This is a genomic window from Armatimonas sp. (assembly GCF_031410135.1).
Lineage (GTDB): Bacteria > Armatimonadota > Armatimonadia > Armatimonadales > Armatimonadaceae > Armatimonas.
Window position 1 is genome coordinate 1 of sequence record NZ_JANNYP010000369.1, and the last position, 14271, is coordinate 14271.

Annotated in this window: 16 protein-coding genes; 3 read left to right on the forward strand and 13 right to left on the reverse strand. The window is 51.3% G+C overall.

Features of this window, described 5'->3' with window-relative positions; all coding sequences use genetic code 11:
• From RMO15_RS13430 to RMO15_RS13445, 4 genes are all read right to left on the reverse strand, one after another.
• Positions 1-308, reverse strand: a 308-nt coding sequence (locus RMO15_RS13430) for a DNA N-6-adenine-methyltransferase (protein WP_309713392.1), incomplete at its 3' end; no start/stop codon positions are given.
• A gap of 665 nt (positions 309-973) precedes the next feature.
• Complete coding sequence (locus RMO15_RS13435) at positions 974-1156, reverse strand: hypothetical protein (RefSeq protein ID WP_309713394.1); 183 nt, start codon at positions 1154-1156, stop codon at positions 974-976.
• Between the two features lie 229 nt (positions 1157-1385).
• On the reverse strand, positions 1386-2471 hold the full coding sequence (locus RMO15_RS13440; RefSeq protein WP_309713396.1) for a PDDEXK nuclease domain-containing protein: 1086 nt from the start codon (positions 2469-2471) through the stop codon (positions 1386-1388).
• Positions 2471-3103 (reverse strand): type IV toxin-antitoxin system AbiEi family antitoxin domain-containing protein, encoded by a 633-nt coding sequence (locus tag RMO15_RS13445; protein WP_309713398.1) that lies wholly within the window; start codon positions 3101-3103, stop codon positions 2471-2473. Before RMO15_RS13445 ends, RMO15_RS13440 begins: the two co-directional genes overlap by 1 nt.
• Before the next feature lie 367 nt (positions 3104-3470).
• Here RMO15_RS13445 and RMO15_RS13450 point away from each other — a divergent pair, with 367 nt between their 5' ends.
• Both RMO15_RS13450 and RMO15_RS13455 read left to right on the forward strand, forming a co-directional pair.
• Complete coding sequence (locus RMO15_RS13450; protein ID WP_309713399.1) at positions 3471-4862, forward strand: cryptochrome/photolyase family protein; 1392 nt, start codon at positions 3471-3473, stop codon at positions 4860-4862.
• An 18-nt stretch (positions 4863-4880) separates the two neighbouring features.
• The gene (locus tag RMO15_RS13455) at positions 4881-6002 is read left to right on the forward strand and encodes an FAD-binding domain-containing protein (RefSeq protein WP_309713401.1); all 1122 of its coding nucleotides are present in this window, start codon (positions 4881-4883) and stop codon (positions 6000-6002) included.
• A gap of 598 nt (positions 6003-6600) precedes the next feature.
• Here RMO15_RS13455 and RMO15_RS33270 read toward each other — a convergent pair.
• From RMO15_RS33270 to RMO15_RS13480, 6 genes are all read right to left on the reverse strand, one after another.
• Positions 6601-6744: a DUF2256 domain-containing protein gene (locus RMO15_RS33270; protein ID WP_369016111.1), complete on the reverse strand. Its 144-nt coding sequence runs from the start codon at positions 6742-6744 to the stop codon at positions 6601-6603.
• 6 nt (positions 6745-6750) lie between these two features.
• Positions 6751-6966 carry a hypothetical protein gene (locus RMO15_RS13460; protein ID WP_309713403.1) on the reverse strand — a complete coding sequence of 72 codons (216 nt, stop codon included), beginning with the start codon at positions 6964-6966 and terminating at the stop codon, positions 6751-6753.
• A 106-nt stretch (positions 6967-7072) separates the two neighbouring features.
• Positions 7073-7654 carry a mobile mystery protein B gene (locus RMO15_RS13465; protein ID WP_309713405.1) on the reverse strand — a complete coding sequence of 194 codons (582 nt, stop codon included), beginning with the start codon at positions 7652-7654 and terminating at the stop codon, positions 7073-7075.
• A gap of 18 nt (positions 7655-7672) precedes the next feature.
• Positions 7673-8149, reverse strand: a complete 477-nt coding sequence (locus tag RMO15_RS13470; RefSeq protein ID WP_309713406.1) for a mobile mystery protein A — start codon at positions 8147-8149, stop codon at positions 7673-7675.
• 235 nt (positions 8150-8384) lie between these two features.
• Positions 8385-9344, reverse strand: a complete 960-nt coding sequence (locus RMO15_RS13475) for a nucleotidyl transferase AbiEii/AbiGii toxin family protein (protein WP_309713408.1) — start codon at positions 9342-9344, stop codon at positions 8385-8387.
• Positions 9345-9386: 42 nt separating this feature from the next.
• Positions 9387-10034, reverse strand: a complete 648-nt coding sequence (locus tag RMO15_RS13480) for an AbiEi antitoxin N-terminal domain-containing protein (protein ID WP_309713411.1) — start codon at positions 10032-10034, stop codon at positions 9387-9389.
• A 295-nt stretch (positions 10035-10329) separates the two neighbouring features.
• Here RMO15_RS13480 and RMO15_RS13485 point away from each other — a divergent pair, with 295 nt between their 5' ends.
• Positions 10330-10803, forward strand: a complete 474-nt coding sequence (locus tag RMO15_RS13485) for a hypothetical protein (RefSeq protein WP_309713414.1) — start codon at positions 10330-10332, stop codon at positions 10801-10803.
• Here RMO15_RS13485 and RMO15_RS13490 read toward each other — a convergent pair whose 3' ends face one another.
• Genes RMO15_RS13490 through RMO15_RS13500 form a run of 3 tightly spaced genes read right to left on the reverse strand, consistent with a single transcriptional unit; the run spans position 10804 to position 14217 of the window.
• Positions 10804-11400: a hypothetical protein gene (locus RMO15_RS13490; RefSeq protein WP_309713417.1), complete on the reverse strand. Its 597-nt coding sequence runs from the start codon at positions 11398-11400 to the stop codon at positions 10804-10806. It abuts the gene before it with no gap.
• Positions 11401-11404: 4 nt separating this feature from the next.
• Positions 11405-13084, reverse strand: coding sequence for a type IV secretion system DNA-binding domain-containing protein (locus tag RMO15_RS13495; RefSeq protein WP_309713419.1), 1680 nt, complete (start codon positions 13082-13084; stop codon positions 11405-11407).
• Positions 13084-14217 carry a hypothetical protein gene (locus tag RMO15_RS13500; protein ID WP_309713423.1) on the reverse strand — a complete coding sequence of 378 codons (1134 nt, stop codon included), beginning with the start codon at positions 14215-14217 and terminating at the stop codon, positions 13084-13086. Before RMO15_RS13500 ends, RMO15_RS13495 begins: the two co-directional genes overlap by 1 nt.
• Positions 14218-14271 lie beyond the last annotated feature (54 nt).

Genomic DNA, 14271 nt, shown 5'->3' on the forward strand with positions numbered 1-14271 from the left:
CGCACTTCTGCCTCGCCTCCTAGAATATGCTGATGCCACCAGCTCGTGTCGGTGCGGGCTGGCATCAGGCAAACGACAGTCGCGCCGTCCTGCTCTGCGCTCTGTTTGGCCTTCTGAATCCACTCCCCGACACCACGGCCATACGGTGGGTTCATCCAGCAGACACCTTCCCACTTCTGAGTGAGGCCGTCTTGCTTGGGCGTGAAGTAGCGCTCGCACTTGGCGTTGTACTCCTCGGCGCAGACATCGAGCGTGAAGCCGAACTCGGCGTTGATCTCGTCGAAGAGGTCTTGTGGAGTGGCCCACATGTCGGAGCGACTGCGGAAATGAACCGACTCGCTCTTTCGCGCTCTGTACGCCCTTTGCCTTTCGGCTGGACTCTCGTACTGTTTCTCTCGTGGCAAGTCTCATCGGCTCCTCTCTAGCCGCCGTCCACCCAGAGGGGAGAAGTGGCCGAAATTAACAGCTATGTTTGTACAGGGAAGGAGGGCACTAGGCAGGGCAGTTCCCCTAGTGGCGGAGCCAGTGACCCCGCTAAGTGTCCCTTTTGAACAGCTATGTTTGTACAGGAGTGCTCCCAAGAGCAAGAGCCGCTCCGCGCTCTTTCTGGGCTGCGTTGTCGAGGCGGGCCTTGCAATGGAACGAAAAGTACCAATAAGGAGTGAGTCCTTAGCGTACAGTTTTCCCCAAAAACTTAACTTGGCACCTTTGCTCCGCTTGGCATCTATCCCCCTCTGAACAAACATAGATGTTAAAAGCCGCCACATGCGTTTTTTGCTATGTTCTGGTGAAGAGAGGACTCCTCGGCTAGGAGCCTCATTTGGGAGAAAATCCGTAATAAGCCCCGGCGTAGACGGGATGCCCGACTTTATTTTTTCGGGCGAAATGTACGCTAAGCCCTGGCCGTGCAGCGTGTGTAGAGGAGGGGTAACGAAACGGAAAATATCATACGGTAAGGTTTTCGTTTCTTGGCTCATGGGATTCGCTCCTGTCGTCGGAAGCTATCGGCCTCGGCGTGGGGGAAGGTGGCTCCACACTGTACGCAGACCATATCGCCCGTGAGCCGGGCCTGGTCGTACTCGGCCACGAGCTTGGGATGCTCGCAGGGCTTACCTTCCCAGGTGGCTCTTCTCCTCGCCGCTTCGCTTACTTGCATGTGTTTTCTCCCCGATGACCAATCAACCCGACAATCTTTGGAACGGAAACGTACGCTAAGGATTCGCGGCTCTGGTCTGGGTAGGCTGCTTGCCGGTGGGCGTTGCTCGGGTAAAGTCGGGGTCTTGCCATCGTGATTTTCTTTTGTATGTCAGGCGATTTACATTTAACTGCTTGATAAATGACAGATAAAACGAAGGGCATTGCTTCTTGCTACTCTTCTCCGTTTGCTACTCTTCTCCCGATGACTCTAGCTGCTTCATTGCCTCGCGGCGGGCGATCAACTCACTGTTTCGGCTCACGATTTCGCGTAGCTTCTTCTCCAAGACGGTGGGGGGAAGAGTCTGGGTGATGTAGCGAGCCACGCGGATATCGCCCTGGTCAAGTCCCATCAGCTCGATCTCATCAGGCTCGGCATCGCTACAAAGAATCAGGCCAATGGGCGCTTCCTCATGTTGCTCGCGCTCGTTCTTGTCCAGCCACCGTAAGTAAAGCTCCATCTGACCTTTGTAGTCCGGCTTGAAGGGGCCGATTTTCAGCTCGATTGCTACCAGGCGGCGGAGCTTTCGATGGTAGAGCAGCAAGTCCAGTTTGTAGGTCTTCTTGCCCACTGGCATTTTCTTCTGACAGGCAGCGAAGGTGAAACCATCGCCAATCTCCAGGAGAAAGGCTTCCATCTCGCGGATAATCGCATCCTCTAGCTGCTCCTCGCTGTAGGAATCACTCAGCCCCAGAAAGGGGAGTAGGTAGGGGTCTCTAAAGACCATGTCGGTGGTCATGCGGTCTTCGTCTCGAAGGATAGCGATCTCCTTCTTGATGAACTCGTCGGTGTTACTGGAGAGGGCGCTCCTCTCAAAGAGCATCCCCTGAATCTTCGCTCGGAGGGTACGAACGCTCCAGTGGTTGATGCGGGAAAGCTCAATATAGAAGTCCCGCTTAAGGGGGTCATCTAAGTAGATGACCTCCATGAAATGACTCCAGCTCAAAAGTCTCGACAGTGTCGAGACAATCTCTCTGTCTGGGAGGCTCTCTGAGAAGCGAATCATATGAAGGACGCTGCGGTGGTTAAAGCCGCTGCCAAATTCTTGTGTCAATTGTCTCGACACTGTCGCAACAATCTGCTTGCCATACTCAGCTCGCTCATTGTTGAGCAGCTCTGTCTGGATACGGTGGCCGATATCCCAGTGAAGAAGCGTCAGCTCCTGGTTGACGTAGCGAGCGACGCTCTCACGAGCCGCGCTGATGAGCTGGCGCAGGTCAGCCAGGAGAGGTTCCGGAGCTAGGATCGGTGTAGTTGGGGTCGGGTCTTTGCTCATTATATTGAATACGCCTCTATGTACGGGGCCATCACACGCTCGACACGGCAGATTTTTGCGTAGCGGCGCAGCTCCTCATGGGTGGCTCGCCTCTCGGTCAGGCACTCCTTGAGTGCCTCCAGCGCGACATCGAGGCCGATCTTGTTGCGGTACTTGAAGCAGTCCACCACAGTCTTTGCGATGCAGGTAACGCGAAGCGCCTTTCCCTCTATCGTGTGGGTCTCGATGCCCTGGTGAAACGAATCGCCCTTGGCCTGGAAGATAGTAAGAGAAGGGTAGTCCCCTTGCGGAACATGGCTTCCGGTCTCAAGGAGCATCCAGATTTTCCAAGGGTTCTGGGTGGTAAGTCCATGAAAGCGCAGGGCAGAAACCAGGGCGATAACCCCGTGGGGAGCGCGAGCCATTGCCTCTAGGAGAGTCTGGTACTCGGACACCTCCGTGTCGGCCAGGGCGTAGAGTCCTCGCCCAAGCTGCACAAGAAGGCCACTTTCAACCAGTGGCTTGAGATAGACCCTGGCGATCCCGCGTGCGCTCAGGTCTCTGGCTCTGAGAATGCCGGTTTCCTGTGCAAGCTGTGCAAGCTGCTCTCTTGGTGTCGCGTGGGATTTGGATAGCGTCGTGGTTAGTTCCATAGCCTTTACAAATTATACCACAATATTAGTTTAATAATATTTTTTGTAAAGTCATTCGTCAAGAGTTTTCTGGCATCCTAACATTTTTTCCGGGAAAATCCCCGCTAAGGAAATTGGCTATTTTTGCACATCCCCCGCCAGTGTAAAATCCGCCTAATTGGTGGCGCTGTGCGGGTTGTAGCCAAAAGACTAATCGGCTATTTTTGCCCATCCCCCAAAAATGTACAATAGGATTCTTTGCCCATCGCACCGGAAAGGTATAGTTGAGCATCACGCAGGGCGAGTGAGGCCACGACCTGGATTAGGAATCGTTGTTATACCCCAGGTAGGTGGAACACACTTATACTAATTTTGTTATGCCCTGGTAGTGCTACTGCTTCTCTTTCCTCACCAGCTTTTCGAAGCGATCCTGACAGATCCACACGTCTTCAAGGTTATCCTTCACGAGCATCCGCTCTACTTCACACAATTTCCCTTTCACCCTGAAAAGCTGGCTCTGCATCGAAAGAGCATGGCAGCCTTCGCTCAGGCGCTGGAGCAGGCGAGAAAGTCAGTGGAGATCAGGGGCGAGCCGCTAGCCAAACTGGCGGAGCGGCTGAGAACCGAAGGCGTGACAGAGATTGCCTACTTTGAGCTCTCCGACGACTGGTTGGAGCGCGACGTCACAAAGGCATTCAGAGGGTTTGAGCAAGAAATCCTACCCTCCCCGCTGTTTCTAACCCCTACAGCTGAGCGCAATGCCTACTTCGGGGGCAAGAAACGCGTCTCCATGGCAGATTTCTATAAGTGGCAACGCCGCCGCTTAAAGCTCCTGGTGGACGATCTAGGCGAACCACAAGGCGGGCGCTGGAGCTTTGACGAAGACAATCGCAAGCCAATCCCCAAAAGTGTACAGCCTCCACCGCGACCGAGGGACTACCCTGTCACGCACGCACAGGCACGTGAGCAACTCACGAGCTTCTTGGCATCGTGCCTGCATGATTTCGGCCCCTACGAGGATGCCATGCGAGCCAGTGACGGGCGACTATTCCACTCGGTGCTCACCCCCGCGCTCAACACCGGGCTACTCACCCCTCAGGAGGTTGTCGAGGCGACGCTGACCTTTGCTAAAGAGCACCCCGTGCCCCTTGCCAGCTTGGAGGGATTTCTGCGCCAAGTGGTCGGGTGGCGCGAGTTCGTCCACGGCACCTATGAGGTCTTCGGGCGAAAGCAGCGTACCACCAACTTCTTCGGCTTCTCCAATGCACTGCCCGAGGCATTCTGGAAGGGAGAAACGGGGCTCATTCCAGCGGACACGGTGATCCAGCGGGTGAACGAGAGCGGCTACTGTCACCACATCGAGCGGCTGATGGTGCTGGGCTGCCTGCTGCTCTTGCTCGAAATTCACCCCGACGATGTCTACGGCTGGTTCATGACGCAGTTCATCGATGCCTATGACTGGGTGATGGTTCCTAATGTCTACGGGATGAGCCAGTATGCCGATGGTGGCCTGATGACCACCAAGCCCTATCTGTGTGGCAGCGCCTACCTGCGAAAGATGGGGGACTGGCAAAAGGGAGACTGGTGCGCCGATTGGGATGCGCTCTACTGGCGTTTCATCCATCGACACCGAAAGCTGTTTCTCGCCAACCACCGCTCATCGATGATGGTAGCTCTCTTCGACAAACTAAAACCGGAGACGAAGGCCGCCCACTTTGCCCGCATTCAGGGGCTGGAGCAGCGCCTCGGCGTCTCCCTTCCGATAGATCCACTTACATAACAAAATAGATCCACTCACATGACCAATTTTTCTACAGAGTCTGATTTCCCTACTGACATTGACGCAATCCGAGCACGGCTGGCTGCTATCGATCCAGCACACTATGGCACCACTCGCAACTTCTTGGATGGCGCAGTGACTCAGCTCAGCCCATATCTGACGCATGGAGTGCTGACGCTCCCGGATGTTCGCGACGCTGCCTATGCCAAGGCCGGGAAGCGAGCGTCCTACAAGCTGGTCTTTGAGCTGGCTTGGCGCGAGTATTTCCAGCGCGTCTGGTGGGAGAAAGGTGAGGGAATCTTCACCGATATTAAGCGGGAGCAGGAGGCCGTCCGTGAGCGTGCGGCCATTCCTGCTGCGATTTTGGATGCCACCACCGGAATTGAGGCGATAGACAACTCGATCCAATCGCTCTATGAAACAGGGTATGTCCATAACCATGCCCGAATGTGGACTGCGATGCTTGCTGCGAACATGGCGCAGATTCACTGGAAGCCACTGGCGAGCTGGTACTACTACTACCTCCTTGACGGCGACATCGCAAGTAACACGCTCTCTTGGCAGTGGGTGGCCGGGACGTTTTCCAGCAAGAAATACGTTGCGAATCAGGATAATCTCAACAAGTTCGACCCGGATCATCGTCAGCATGGAACGTTTCTCGATGTCACCTATGAAGAGCTGACGCTGCTTTCCGTGCCGCGAGTTTTGCAAGAGACGCGCCCTGTTGAGCTTCCCTGCACCCTACCCGCGAGCGACAAACTGACAATTGCGCCGGGTTCAGATGTGTTGCTCTACTCGCCATGGAACCTAAACCCCACTTGGCGAGCGGAGGAAACAGCAACCCGAGTATTGGTGCTGGAGCCATCTCATTTTAAGCGCTTTCCCATCTCTCCAAAGCGCATGACGTTTGTCCTTGCGCTGGCCAAGAATATCCCCGGTCTGAAGATCTTTGTCGGTGAGGTGAGTACGCTTCCTGGTCTGGAAGGTGCCGCCGAGGTGCGAAGCCGGGCGTATCCCGCGACGGGTCATTGGCCGGGTGACAAAGACGCTCCTGTCTGGCTTTTCCCACAGTGGCCCGACTCCAAAGCTGTCCCAGGCAGCTTTATGAGCTTCTGGAAGAGCGCTGAGCGTTGGCTCTAACCGGCATCCTGATCCAACGGAGCACGCATACTGCATCCAACGGAGCATGGCATACTGCTAAGTTCGGTTAGGCTATACCATCTCGGTGTCTTATATGTGAGACAATACTGATACTGATAATATGAGAAAAGAAACTATCTCTTGTTCAAAGTACCTCTCTGGCTAGCACTCTTGACTATAGTAGCCTCTGAGATGGTCTGTCCTGCCATTTTTTGTGTATTGCTACTCTGTGGCAGCTGGTGCCGTTTTCGCCGTATACTATACTCATAGTCACGTAGGAAACTACTGATTCAAGCGGAGGTTCGAACCTCCACCCGAACGATCTACTCCACTGGGAGTGAGGTCGTTTTTTTGTTTTTAGGTCCCCTCAATCGGTCAATACCTTGCAACGGAAGGGTCAATACCTTGCAACGGAAGACTAAAGTGAGTTCAGGGAGCGGGCGGCGCGGTTCACCGCGCCGGGATTATCATTTTAATAGTCGCTGAGTAGACTTCCGCGAATGATCGCGCAAGAGAAACTGCTGCTTAATGTAATACAACTTTTCGGAGGAACAGCCCCGTTAGAGATTCTGCAAGATACTGACCAGTCAGCTTTCTATCATTGGGTTTTTATGGTTTTTTTCGCGAGACGACATTTATTCGAGCAATACACCACCTGATCCCATTGATCACGGGATTTCCATCGCTTTCGATTGGTAAAAGACAAACCACAAACGGGACAGACTTTAGTTTCTTTGTTCATTAAACGTCAAACGTGATTTTCTGCGTAGCGATCAAAACGGTTTGACAAGATTAAGAAAGTAGGTGCCCATAATCCAACAAAGATACCGAATCTTTCTCCATGCGCTTGGGTATCAGCTGCTTTACCACCTGTCAGAAACCAGATAGCGATAGAGCCAATAATAGATACGAAGCCTAGGACAAAGCAAAGGCTACTGAGTTGTTTTAGTTGATTTTTTTTCATATTTTTTTCTCAGCCTACTTAACTAGTCTTTGTTTAGTTAGTTCCCATTTCTAAAGTTGACTCGCCAAAAACGGCATGGTTCTCTACTTTACCTCAGGGCTGAATTCTATGTTCGGACGAAAGCAAGTAGCGGCTCGAAGTCTCCCTGATCCGCTTGTCGCAGGGCCGCGAGATAGGCGCTTCGCACCGCACCGCTTTGGGTCAAGCCTGCACCCCAGGAGAGCATTGCTTGACCATTGTAATGCAGCAAGAGGTCTGCGGCCAAGCGAGCATGGCGGCCATTGCCGTTGGGAAATGGGTGGATCAGGACAAGCCGGTGATGAAAGCGTACTGCAAGTTCATCCCAGTCGAAGACTTGGTGCTCGACCTGATAGGCCACATCCCCACAAAGTGCAGCCAGCGCGACAGGAATCTGGGTCGGAGTCACCCCAATGTTCGTTTCGCGTTTTCGGAATTGCCCTGCCCAGCGCCAAGTGATATTGAACATCCGCTTATGGAGCAATATCAGCCCGCTGGAAGTATACAGGTCACGCTTCAAGGTTCGGCTCCGGAGTGCCCACTGGAGTGCCGAGGCGATGTTGCGGGCCTCGAACGCGTTGAGTTCGCCTTGCGTAGTCAGCCCCGGAATCAGCCCTTCCATCGTGTCGGGGTCAAGTGACGTTGCTCCCTCCGGATAGTCAAAGGTCAATGGCTATGTCCATCCTGGCTATTCTTGCCCATCCTGATCCCAGATTTGGCGGTTCATGGTTCGCACCAGCTCGTCTGCCAGCTCCTGAACCTGCGCCTTCCTATCTTGTGGTGTTGCGCCCTGTGCCTCCAGCGCCATAGAGTGCTCCACCCGTGCCAGAAGTGTCTCTGCGGTCTGAGTGGCCTGTGCCTTGAGGGTCTCTTCCAGCGACCCATCCACGGGGATAAAGGCATAGACCAGGCGACAGTTCATGCCCTCAGCGACTCTCCTGAGCGTCTTGATCTCGATGGTTCCTGCCGCTTCGGACTTCTCCAGTCGTGCGATAGTGGGCTGTCCCACTCCGACCCGTTGGGCTAGCTGTCGTGCGCTCAAGCCCAGTGCCTCGCGTAGCTCTCTAATCCAGCCGTTTCTGGGAATGGTGAGTGTGACGGCAGGGGCAAGCTGCCGGTCGAGCTGTGCCCGCCTGAGTTTCCGTGCTCCGGTTCGGTTAAACATGGAAAAATTATACCATATAGGACATAATATAATTATAAAAAAATGTCTTGAAATACATATATTTTAGATTAAATCATGCAGTCAACGCATGGTAAGTAGCTCGACGGCGTCCCTTTGCGCTGAGCCTCCGCCTGGTAGCTAGTCTCCAGGTCTCCCGTGGGGTGATGGCAGGGCTTGCCTTCCCATGAGGTTCTCAGCGCCGCTGCCTCTCTTACTTGCGTCTCTCTTGTCTTCTTCAATCTTCTTCTTCGTTTTTAGGTTGACTACCCGGCGACTTCCACGGCCCACCAGGACTCCACTCAGAGAGTAAAAGCTCTCCTGCCTGAGCTGCTTGCAGAGGTGGAATCAGGAAAGCTGCCGCGCCAGCGGTCACATCGGGCAGGGAAAGAGTATCGAGCGGCGGCGGGACGTTCTGTTTCAAAAACGCCTTCCACTGCGATTGCTTGCCCATGTCGCTTGCGAAGTCTTGCGTCAGGCCGTCGGGAATCTCTGCGGGGATCGTCGTTCCCTGCCGGGCGAAGGTGTCGCGAATCGCCGCTGTCAGGCGCTCCCCGGTGAAAGCGAACTCGCGTGAGAGGATGTAGAGGTCAAAGAAATCCTTCATGCGGCTGTTGGTGCGCTCCAGCACGACCAGGGCACGGAACTTCTCCGCAATGGTCGTCTCTTTCTGGTAGACCCGAAGGTGCGGAGCGGGGAAACCCGTCAGCAGGATAGGGAAATCTGTCTCCTGCGGCTCGGGTACGGTCGCGTCGCCGAAACCGATGTCCACCTGAAGTGGGATGCGGGCATTCTCCAGGAAAGCGGTGAGCAGCACACGGACACCACCGAAGTCGCTCTCCTCGCGGATGCGCTTTGCGATCACCGTCTCCGGGGCGAAGCGAAGACCATCCTCCTCGACCTCCAGAGCGCACAGCTCCTGAAAGACAGCAGCGAAGCGCTCAAGAGACGGCTCGTCGCGGCCTAGTAAGTCCATGTCGCGGGTGCGGCGATAGGGGTTCTCAAACCAGAGCGAGAGCAACATGGCTCCCTTGAGAATGAACTCACCCGAATAGGAAGAGGCGCTGATGCGATAAAGCAGACGCTCCAGAGCATAGAGCACGAGGATACGCTGGAACTCGATACCACGCTCTTTGCCCTGGTTGGCAAGGCGCTGCCTCACGGAGGCGGCGGTGTTTCGCGCATTTTCCTTGTTCATATAGAAAGCGCTTCCATGTTCATATCGAAAGCGCCTCCATGTTCATATCGAAAGCGCCTCCATGTAGGGCCGCATGACGTTCTCCATCCGGCAAATCTTGGCGTAGCGACGTAGCTCCTCGCGGGTAGCTCGCCTCTCGGTCAGGCACTCCTTGAGTGCCTCCAGCGCGACATCGAGGCCGACTTTGCTGCGGTACTTGAAGCAGTCCGCGATAGTCTTGGCGACGCAGGTTACTCTGACATTCACGCCCTCGATGGGGTGCTCCTCGATGCCCGCATGGAAAGACTCCCCCTGAGCATAAACGAGGAAAAGAGGTGGGTGCTCAATGTGCGGTGGTCTCGCGCCGCGCTGGAGCATGAGGTTGATTCGCCAGGGATTCTGTGTGGTCAGGCCGTGAAACTGAAGCGCCGATGCCAGACAAACGACGCCATGAGGAACGCGGGCCGTAACCTGAGCGATGTCGTGGTTTTCGGTGATGGGCGAATCCGGCAGGCTGTAGAGTCCGCGCCCAAGGTGAAGCAGCCTGCCGGTGTCGGCCAGCTCCTTTATCTGGTGCCTAGAAAGTCCTTGCTCCACGAGTGCTCGTGCTCGCAGAACGCCTGCATCGAGCGGCGGCAGTACGACTTCCGTTGCGGTGTCGTGCTGGTGTTCGGCGATGTCGGTCTCGTGATTCGGGGTGGCTAGTTTCATGGCTTGGTGACTATCAGATAAAATGTCATCATTTATAACAATAAGTATACGATTTATGTTATACTTCGTCAAGGATTTCTCTCACCGATAAAACGTCAGCAGATTTACAGTTCACAGTACTTTTCGTAGTGAAGCGGAATCGTCACAAACGGCGTTACAAAACGCGACCTAGTAGCAACTGCCCTATCTGTAGTTTACCTTTGCTAAAAGGCATTATCAATGGGAAAATACAACAAAACTAAAAGACCACGAATGTAACTTTCTGAATTATTTGGCGCATATCCTTCTGAATTATATGGCACATCAAGAGCAGCCTAACGAGTTTGCTGAGAGTCAGCTCATCGTCCCAGAAACTTGCGTTTTTGGAATACTTAATAGAAGATGGGCAAAAAGCCCCAAGATAAAAAAAGATTTTTTATTGCAGCATTTATATTTGAAAAGTAGATTTCTAAATATGAAAGATAAATCTAGGTTACCAAGAAAAGTTTTTGTGACACCTTATACAAAATGGTTTATTGAAAGATTGGGCACAAAATGTAGTTATGGAATTGAACTAATCAATGATATTCAGGATTCAGTTAATCATATAAGGGAAAAAGATGGCTCAATTCTCGCAACAGGTAAAACTTTCATTTTGTATATAACTGACCCTATCAAACCAGGTGAGCCAGAAAGAGTTTTGGTATGGCATGGGCCAAGTGATGGAGGATTATCCCTGAGAAAATCCGCTGAAGAGCAGCTTATACATTGGGATGTAGCATTTACATGATTACCTACTGAAACTTTCCTGAGATATGTCATACTCATGAGGCGACTTATCTATATTTTGATTGTTTTTCTCTTGCTCTACATGATTTTCTCTGTTCAGGTAAGCCTCATCAAATGCAGCGTGTAGATTACCTCCTTGTTCAGGGGTCGGGTCATCAAACGAATTAACACGGATTTTCTGTACATCAATGTCAGGAAACGCTTTTTTTGCTCGTTCAGCTTCAGTATGGTCTGCAAATTCGTGATTATTAACTAACCGCTGATACTCTAGGTTAGGTGATTTTTCCGAATATATTTCTAGTGAAAGAGATTTTAATTCTCCATTATTATTTCTCGCATACCAATCTACATCTATTGGGTCTATTCCTGCGCTATTAGAAATAGATTTAATACATTCACCCAATACTTTAGGCTCTAAAACAGAAATATTTTTGTTATCAGCATGGTTTCCAATAACAATTTTTGCTCGTTCATTTTCTGAAGCATCCATAACTCCCAAAAGATTCGTTTTTACTTCAGGGCCTGCCCTTAACTCGTTTCTGAGTTCAGACGATAGCTTGAACGTGTATTCTTTTTGGTCATCAACCCACTCGGGCATAATTTTAGTTCTCCTGATTTCTGTCTGAGTTACCTGGTAGCCAACCATCCATAAACTGAGATAAGCGATTTTTTGAGCCGCGAGGCATATTCTTCTTATCCTTGCCAGGCGCTTCTTCTGTCTTGGGGACTGATTTCCAATCAATGACATTTGGAGTAATCTTATCCAAACCCAGACGTTCCCAGTCTTCCTGATCCCATGGCTTGAGATAATGCTTCGATGGATGTATTGGCCGCCGTGCGACTAACCATGATTCTGAAATCTCTTCTGCCTTCTCTGACTCCTCCAATACTTTCGGTTGAGCCTTAGGGATTTTTACCCTCTCTGGCTCAATGTCTTTTTGCCAGTCAAAATGAAGAAGTAGAGGGTCGGTTTCAGGATTAGTATCCAGACCTCGGAATAGCCCTGAGAGACCATTTTGCTCATTGGTTTTTGGAAGATAGAGAAAATCAGATGTATAGAGGTATGGTCGCTCCTCTTCACCTAGGTTTCGACTTTCCTGGAGTTTACCCGCTGAATCAAAGCTTGTGCCTTTTCCACGTTGGGTAGCAAGGCGTTTACCAAAAAGCTCGCTCGCCCACTGCGCAGTTGTAGGGCTGTTAAGCTTTAGAATCGCTACATTGTTGCATTGGCCGCATATTTCGTTTGCCACCTCCTCACCGTACTCGTCACGCATCCCTGAAATATCCTGAAAGCCCATGACGATACAGGCACCTTTAGACCTGCCTTTGGTAAGCAGTCGGCTCAGTCCATCGAGCTGCCCCGCCTCACGCACCTCATCAAGAAAGAACCAAATCTGATTTTCACCTCGGTCTTGTACATCCCGCTCCAGCTCATGTCTTGCAAGAACCATCTCCGTAGCACGCTTAAATATTGCTTGGTTAATCGCATCAATCGCGGCGCGTGATGCTTCATCATTGCCTAAAACTAATACATCTGAATATTTTCCATCTGCCCAATCCTTCAATGAAAAAGTAAATTTCGCTCCCTTTTTCTCAGCCAAGTGCCAGGTAGCTGCTATAGGTTCATATATAGAGATTTTAGAATTAATAGTAGCTCTTATATTGGATATAGTACGCTTATCATCACCTTCTAGATAGCTTTCTTTCAATCTCTTAACGACAGGGAAAATTTCTCCATCTCTTGTTGTTTCTATTGACATAAGAAACCATAAGTATGGCTCGTATAACATTGCTAAAAGAACATCGCGGAAAGTCCACTTAGCATCTTTCTTTGTACAGTTAATGAAAACCAAAAGTATGCCAGTAAGAAGGTCTCTTACAGCACTTGTAAAAAAGCTATTTCCGCTGCCCCTGTCCTCTTGGTCAGGAACCAAAATCGTCGCAAGCTGCCTTGCACTAACAGGGCCGTCTATATCTGCCGGGAGATTCCACGAACAACACCGATCATCGAGTGGGTGAAGAACACGGACTGATGCCATGCCGTTTTCGACATTACTTTCCGTTTCTTGTCGCAATGCGTATAGCATCGGAAGAACATCCTGCTTAGGGTCGTACACCAGGGCACAAAAACTATCATTGAACTTAAAGACGCTTTTCATGAGCCGGTTTATGAGCGTGGTCTTTCCTGACCCGCTGGCTCCAACAATAAGGAAATGCTCAGTGCCCCGACTTCTTGGCAGAGGATGCTTTCCCCATAGTAAAGGGACGTCTTGCTCAAGCATTATTCTCTCCGTTTCACCTTCGTCAGAGGCGCGGCCTCTGACGAAGGTTCGTTGGCTTGCTGCCTAACAGGTTCGTCAGCAGCTCGTTCGTTGGTGGCCTTCGCCACCTGACGTTCTTTAGACTCCCGTCTCGTTGATTGGGCATTCTGCGATAAATTGGAGTGGGCAAGGAGCGAGTCCAGATTAATGCTCTGATACGCCTTAACCATACACATCCTGGCCAAAAGCATCAGGCTTTCTTTTTCATTTTGTTTTCTTTTGTGGATTGAATACCCAGCGGTGTACATAACCACCATCAAAGCTATTGCTCCGGCGATTGCGCCTACGGGCCCCAACACGAGTGATCCTAAAAACCCACCAGAAAGCATACATGCTAACCAGCCCAAAAAGCTCATCAGCGTTTGGGTTGACCTTTGCTCTACGGGGACTTCATCTCGCCGATTGCCGACGAACAGCGATGTCATCAGCCAGGGAACAAAATTTCTCTTAGCCGATATATATTCCTGGCTTTCTAGAGTGAATATCGCTGAGGTTCCAAGATCTGTAATGTGCAAAACGGAGAGAACTTTGCATAGTTTCCCATTACATTCGACAGCCAACGAATAGAACTCTCTTTCTGATCCTTTGGCTAAATCACTAGAGAGCACAGTTTTGAACGAAACCGCATTCAGCTTTACAAGCATAATGCTCGGTGGCGAGGCCGCAGCTGCAAGGGAATTTTCGATCTGTAGCATTGCCCCTGCCAAAACTTGCCTGTGGCTAGCTGAACTAACACCCACGAGACTCATGGGAGATAATTGCTCAACCTCCATTTGGAACGGAACAACCAACAGAAGTGGGTAGCGTTGACCTTCCTGGCTCCCTAGTGACTCCTCAATTGTCTGAACATTATCTCCTCGCGACCATCCATACACTATGCATAGCACTAGAGCAAGAATAAGACAACCAACACCAATTTGCATGCTCGTCGCAAAAACTGAACCAGCAATACCACTAAGAAAAGCCCCATTAATAAAAGCACACAGAGGCACAATAAAATATAAAATGGATTTCAATGGCTCATTGTTAGTCTTTGGTTTCTTTCCTCGCGGCTTTGTTGCATAACGTTTTTGGATAGACGTGCTTAACTGCATTTTCTGAACCTACCTCGTTAAGTTACTAGGTTAGAAGGCGACACGATGGCATAG

Bases quoted from the DNA above. Each gene is read 5' to 3' on its own strand.
- RMO15_RS13435 (WP_309713394.1), bottom strand. From the start codon at position 1,156: ATGCAAGTAAGCGAAGCGGCGAGGAGAAGAGCCACCTGGGAAGGTAAG.
- RMO15_RS13440 (WP_309713396.1), bottom strand. From the start codon at position 2,471: ATGAGCAAAGACCCGACCCCAACTACACCGATCCTAGCTCCGGAACCT.
- RMO15_RS13445 (WP_309713398.1), bottom strand. From the start codon at position 3,103: ATGGAACTAACCACGACGCTATCCAAATCCCACGCGACACCAAGAGAG.
- RMO15_RS13455 (WP_309713401.1), top strand. From the start codon at position 4,881: ATGACCAATTTTTCTACAGAGTCTGATTTCCCTACTGACATTGACGCA.
- RMO15_RS33270 (WP_369016111.1), bottom strand. From the start codon at position 6,744: ATGAACAAAGAAACTAAAGTCTGTCCCGTTTGTGGTTTGTCTTTTACC.
- RMO15_RS13460 (WP_309713403.1), bottom strand. From the start codon at position 6,966: ATGAAAAAAAATCAACTAAAACAACTCAGTAGCCTTTGCTTTGTCCTA.
- RMO15_RS13470 (WP_309713406.1), bottom strand. From the start codon at position 8,149: ATGTTTAACCGAACCGGAGCACGGAAACTCAGGCGGGCACAGCTCGAC.
- RMO15_RS13475 (WP_309713408.1), bottom strand. From the start codon at position 9,344: ATGAACAAGGAAAATGCGCGAAACACCGCCGCCTCCGTGAGGCAGCGC.
- RMO15_RS13480 (WP_309713411.1), bottom strand. From the start codon at position 10,034: ATGAAACTAGCCACCCCGAATCACGAGACCGACATCGCCGAACACCAG.
- RMO15_RS13485 (WP_309713414.1), top strand. From the start codon at position 10,330: ATGGCACATCAAGAGCAGCCTAACGAGTTTGCTGAGAGTCAGCTCATC.
- RMO15_RS13490 (WP_309713417.1), bottom strand. From the start codon at position 11,400: ATGCCCGAGTGGGTTGATGACCAAAAAGAATACACGTTCAAGCTATCG.
- RMO15_RS13495 (WP_309713419.1), bottom strand. From the start codon at position 13,084: ATGCTTGAGCAAGACGTCCCTTTACTATGGGGAAAGCATCCTCTGCCA.
- RMO15_RS13500 (WP_309713423.1), bottom strand. From the start codon at position 14,217: ATGCAGTTAAGCACGTCTATCCAAAAACGTTATGCAACAAAGCCGCGA.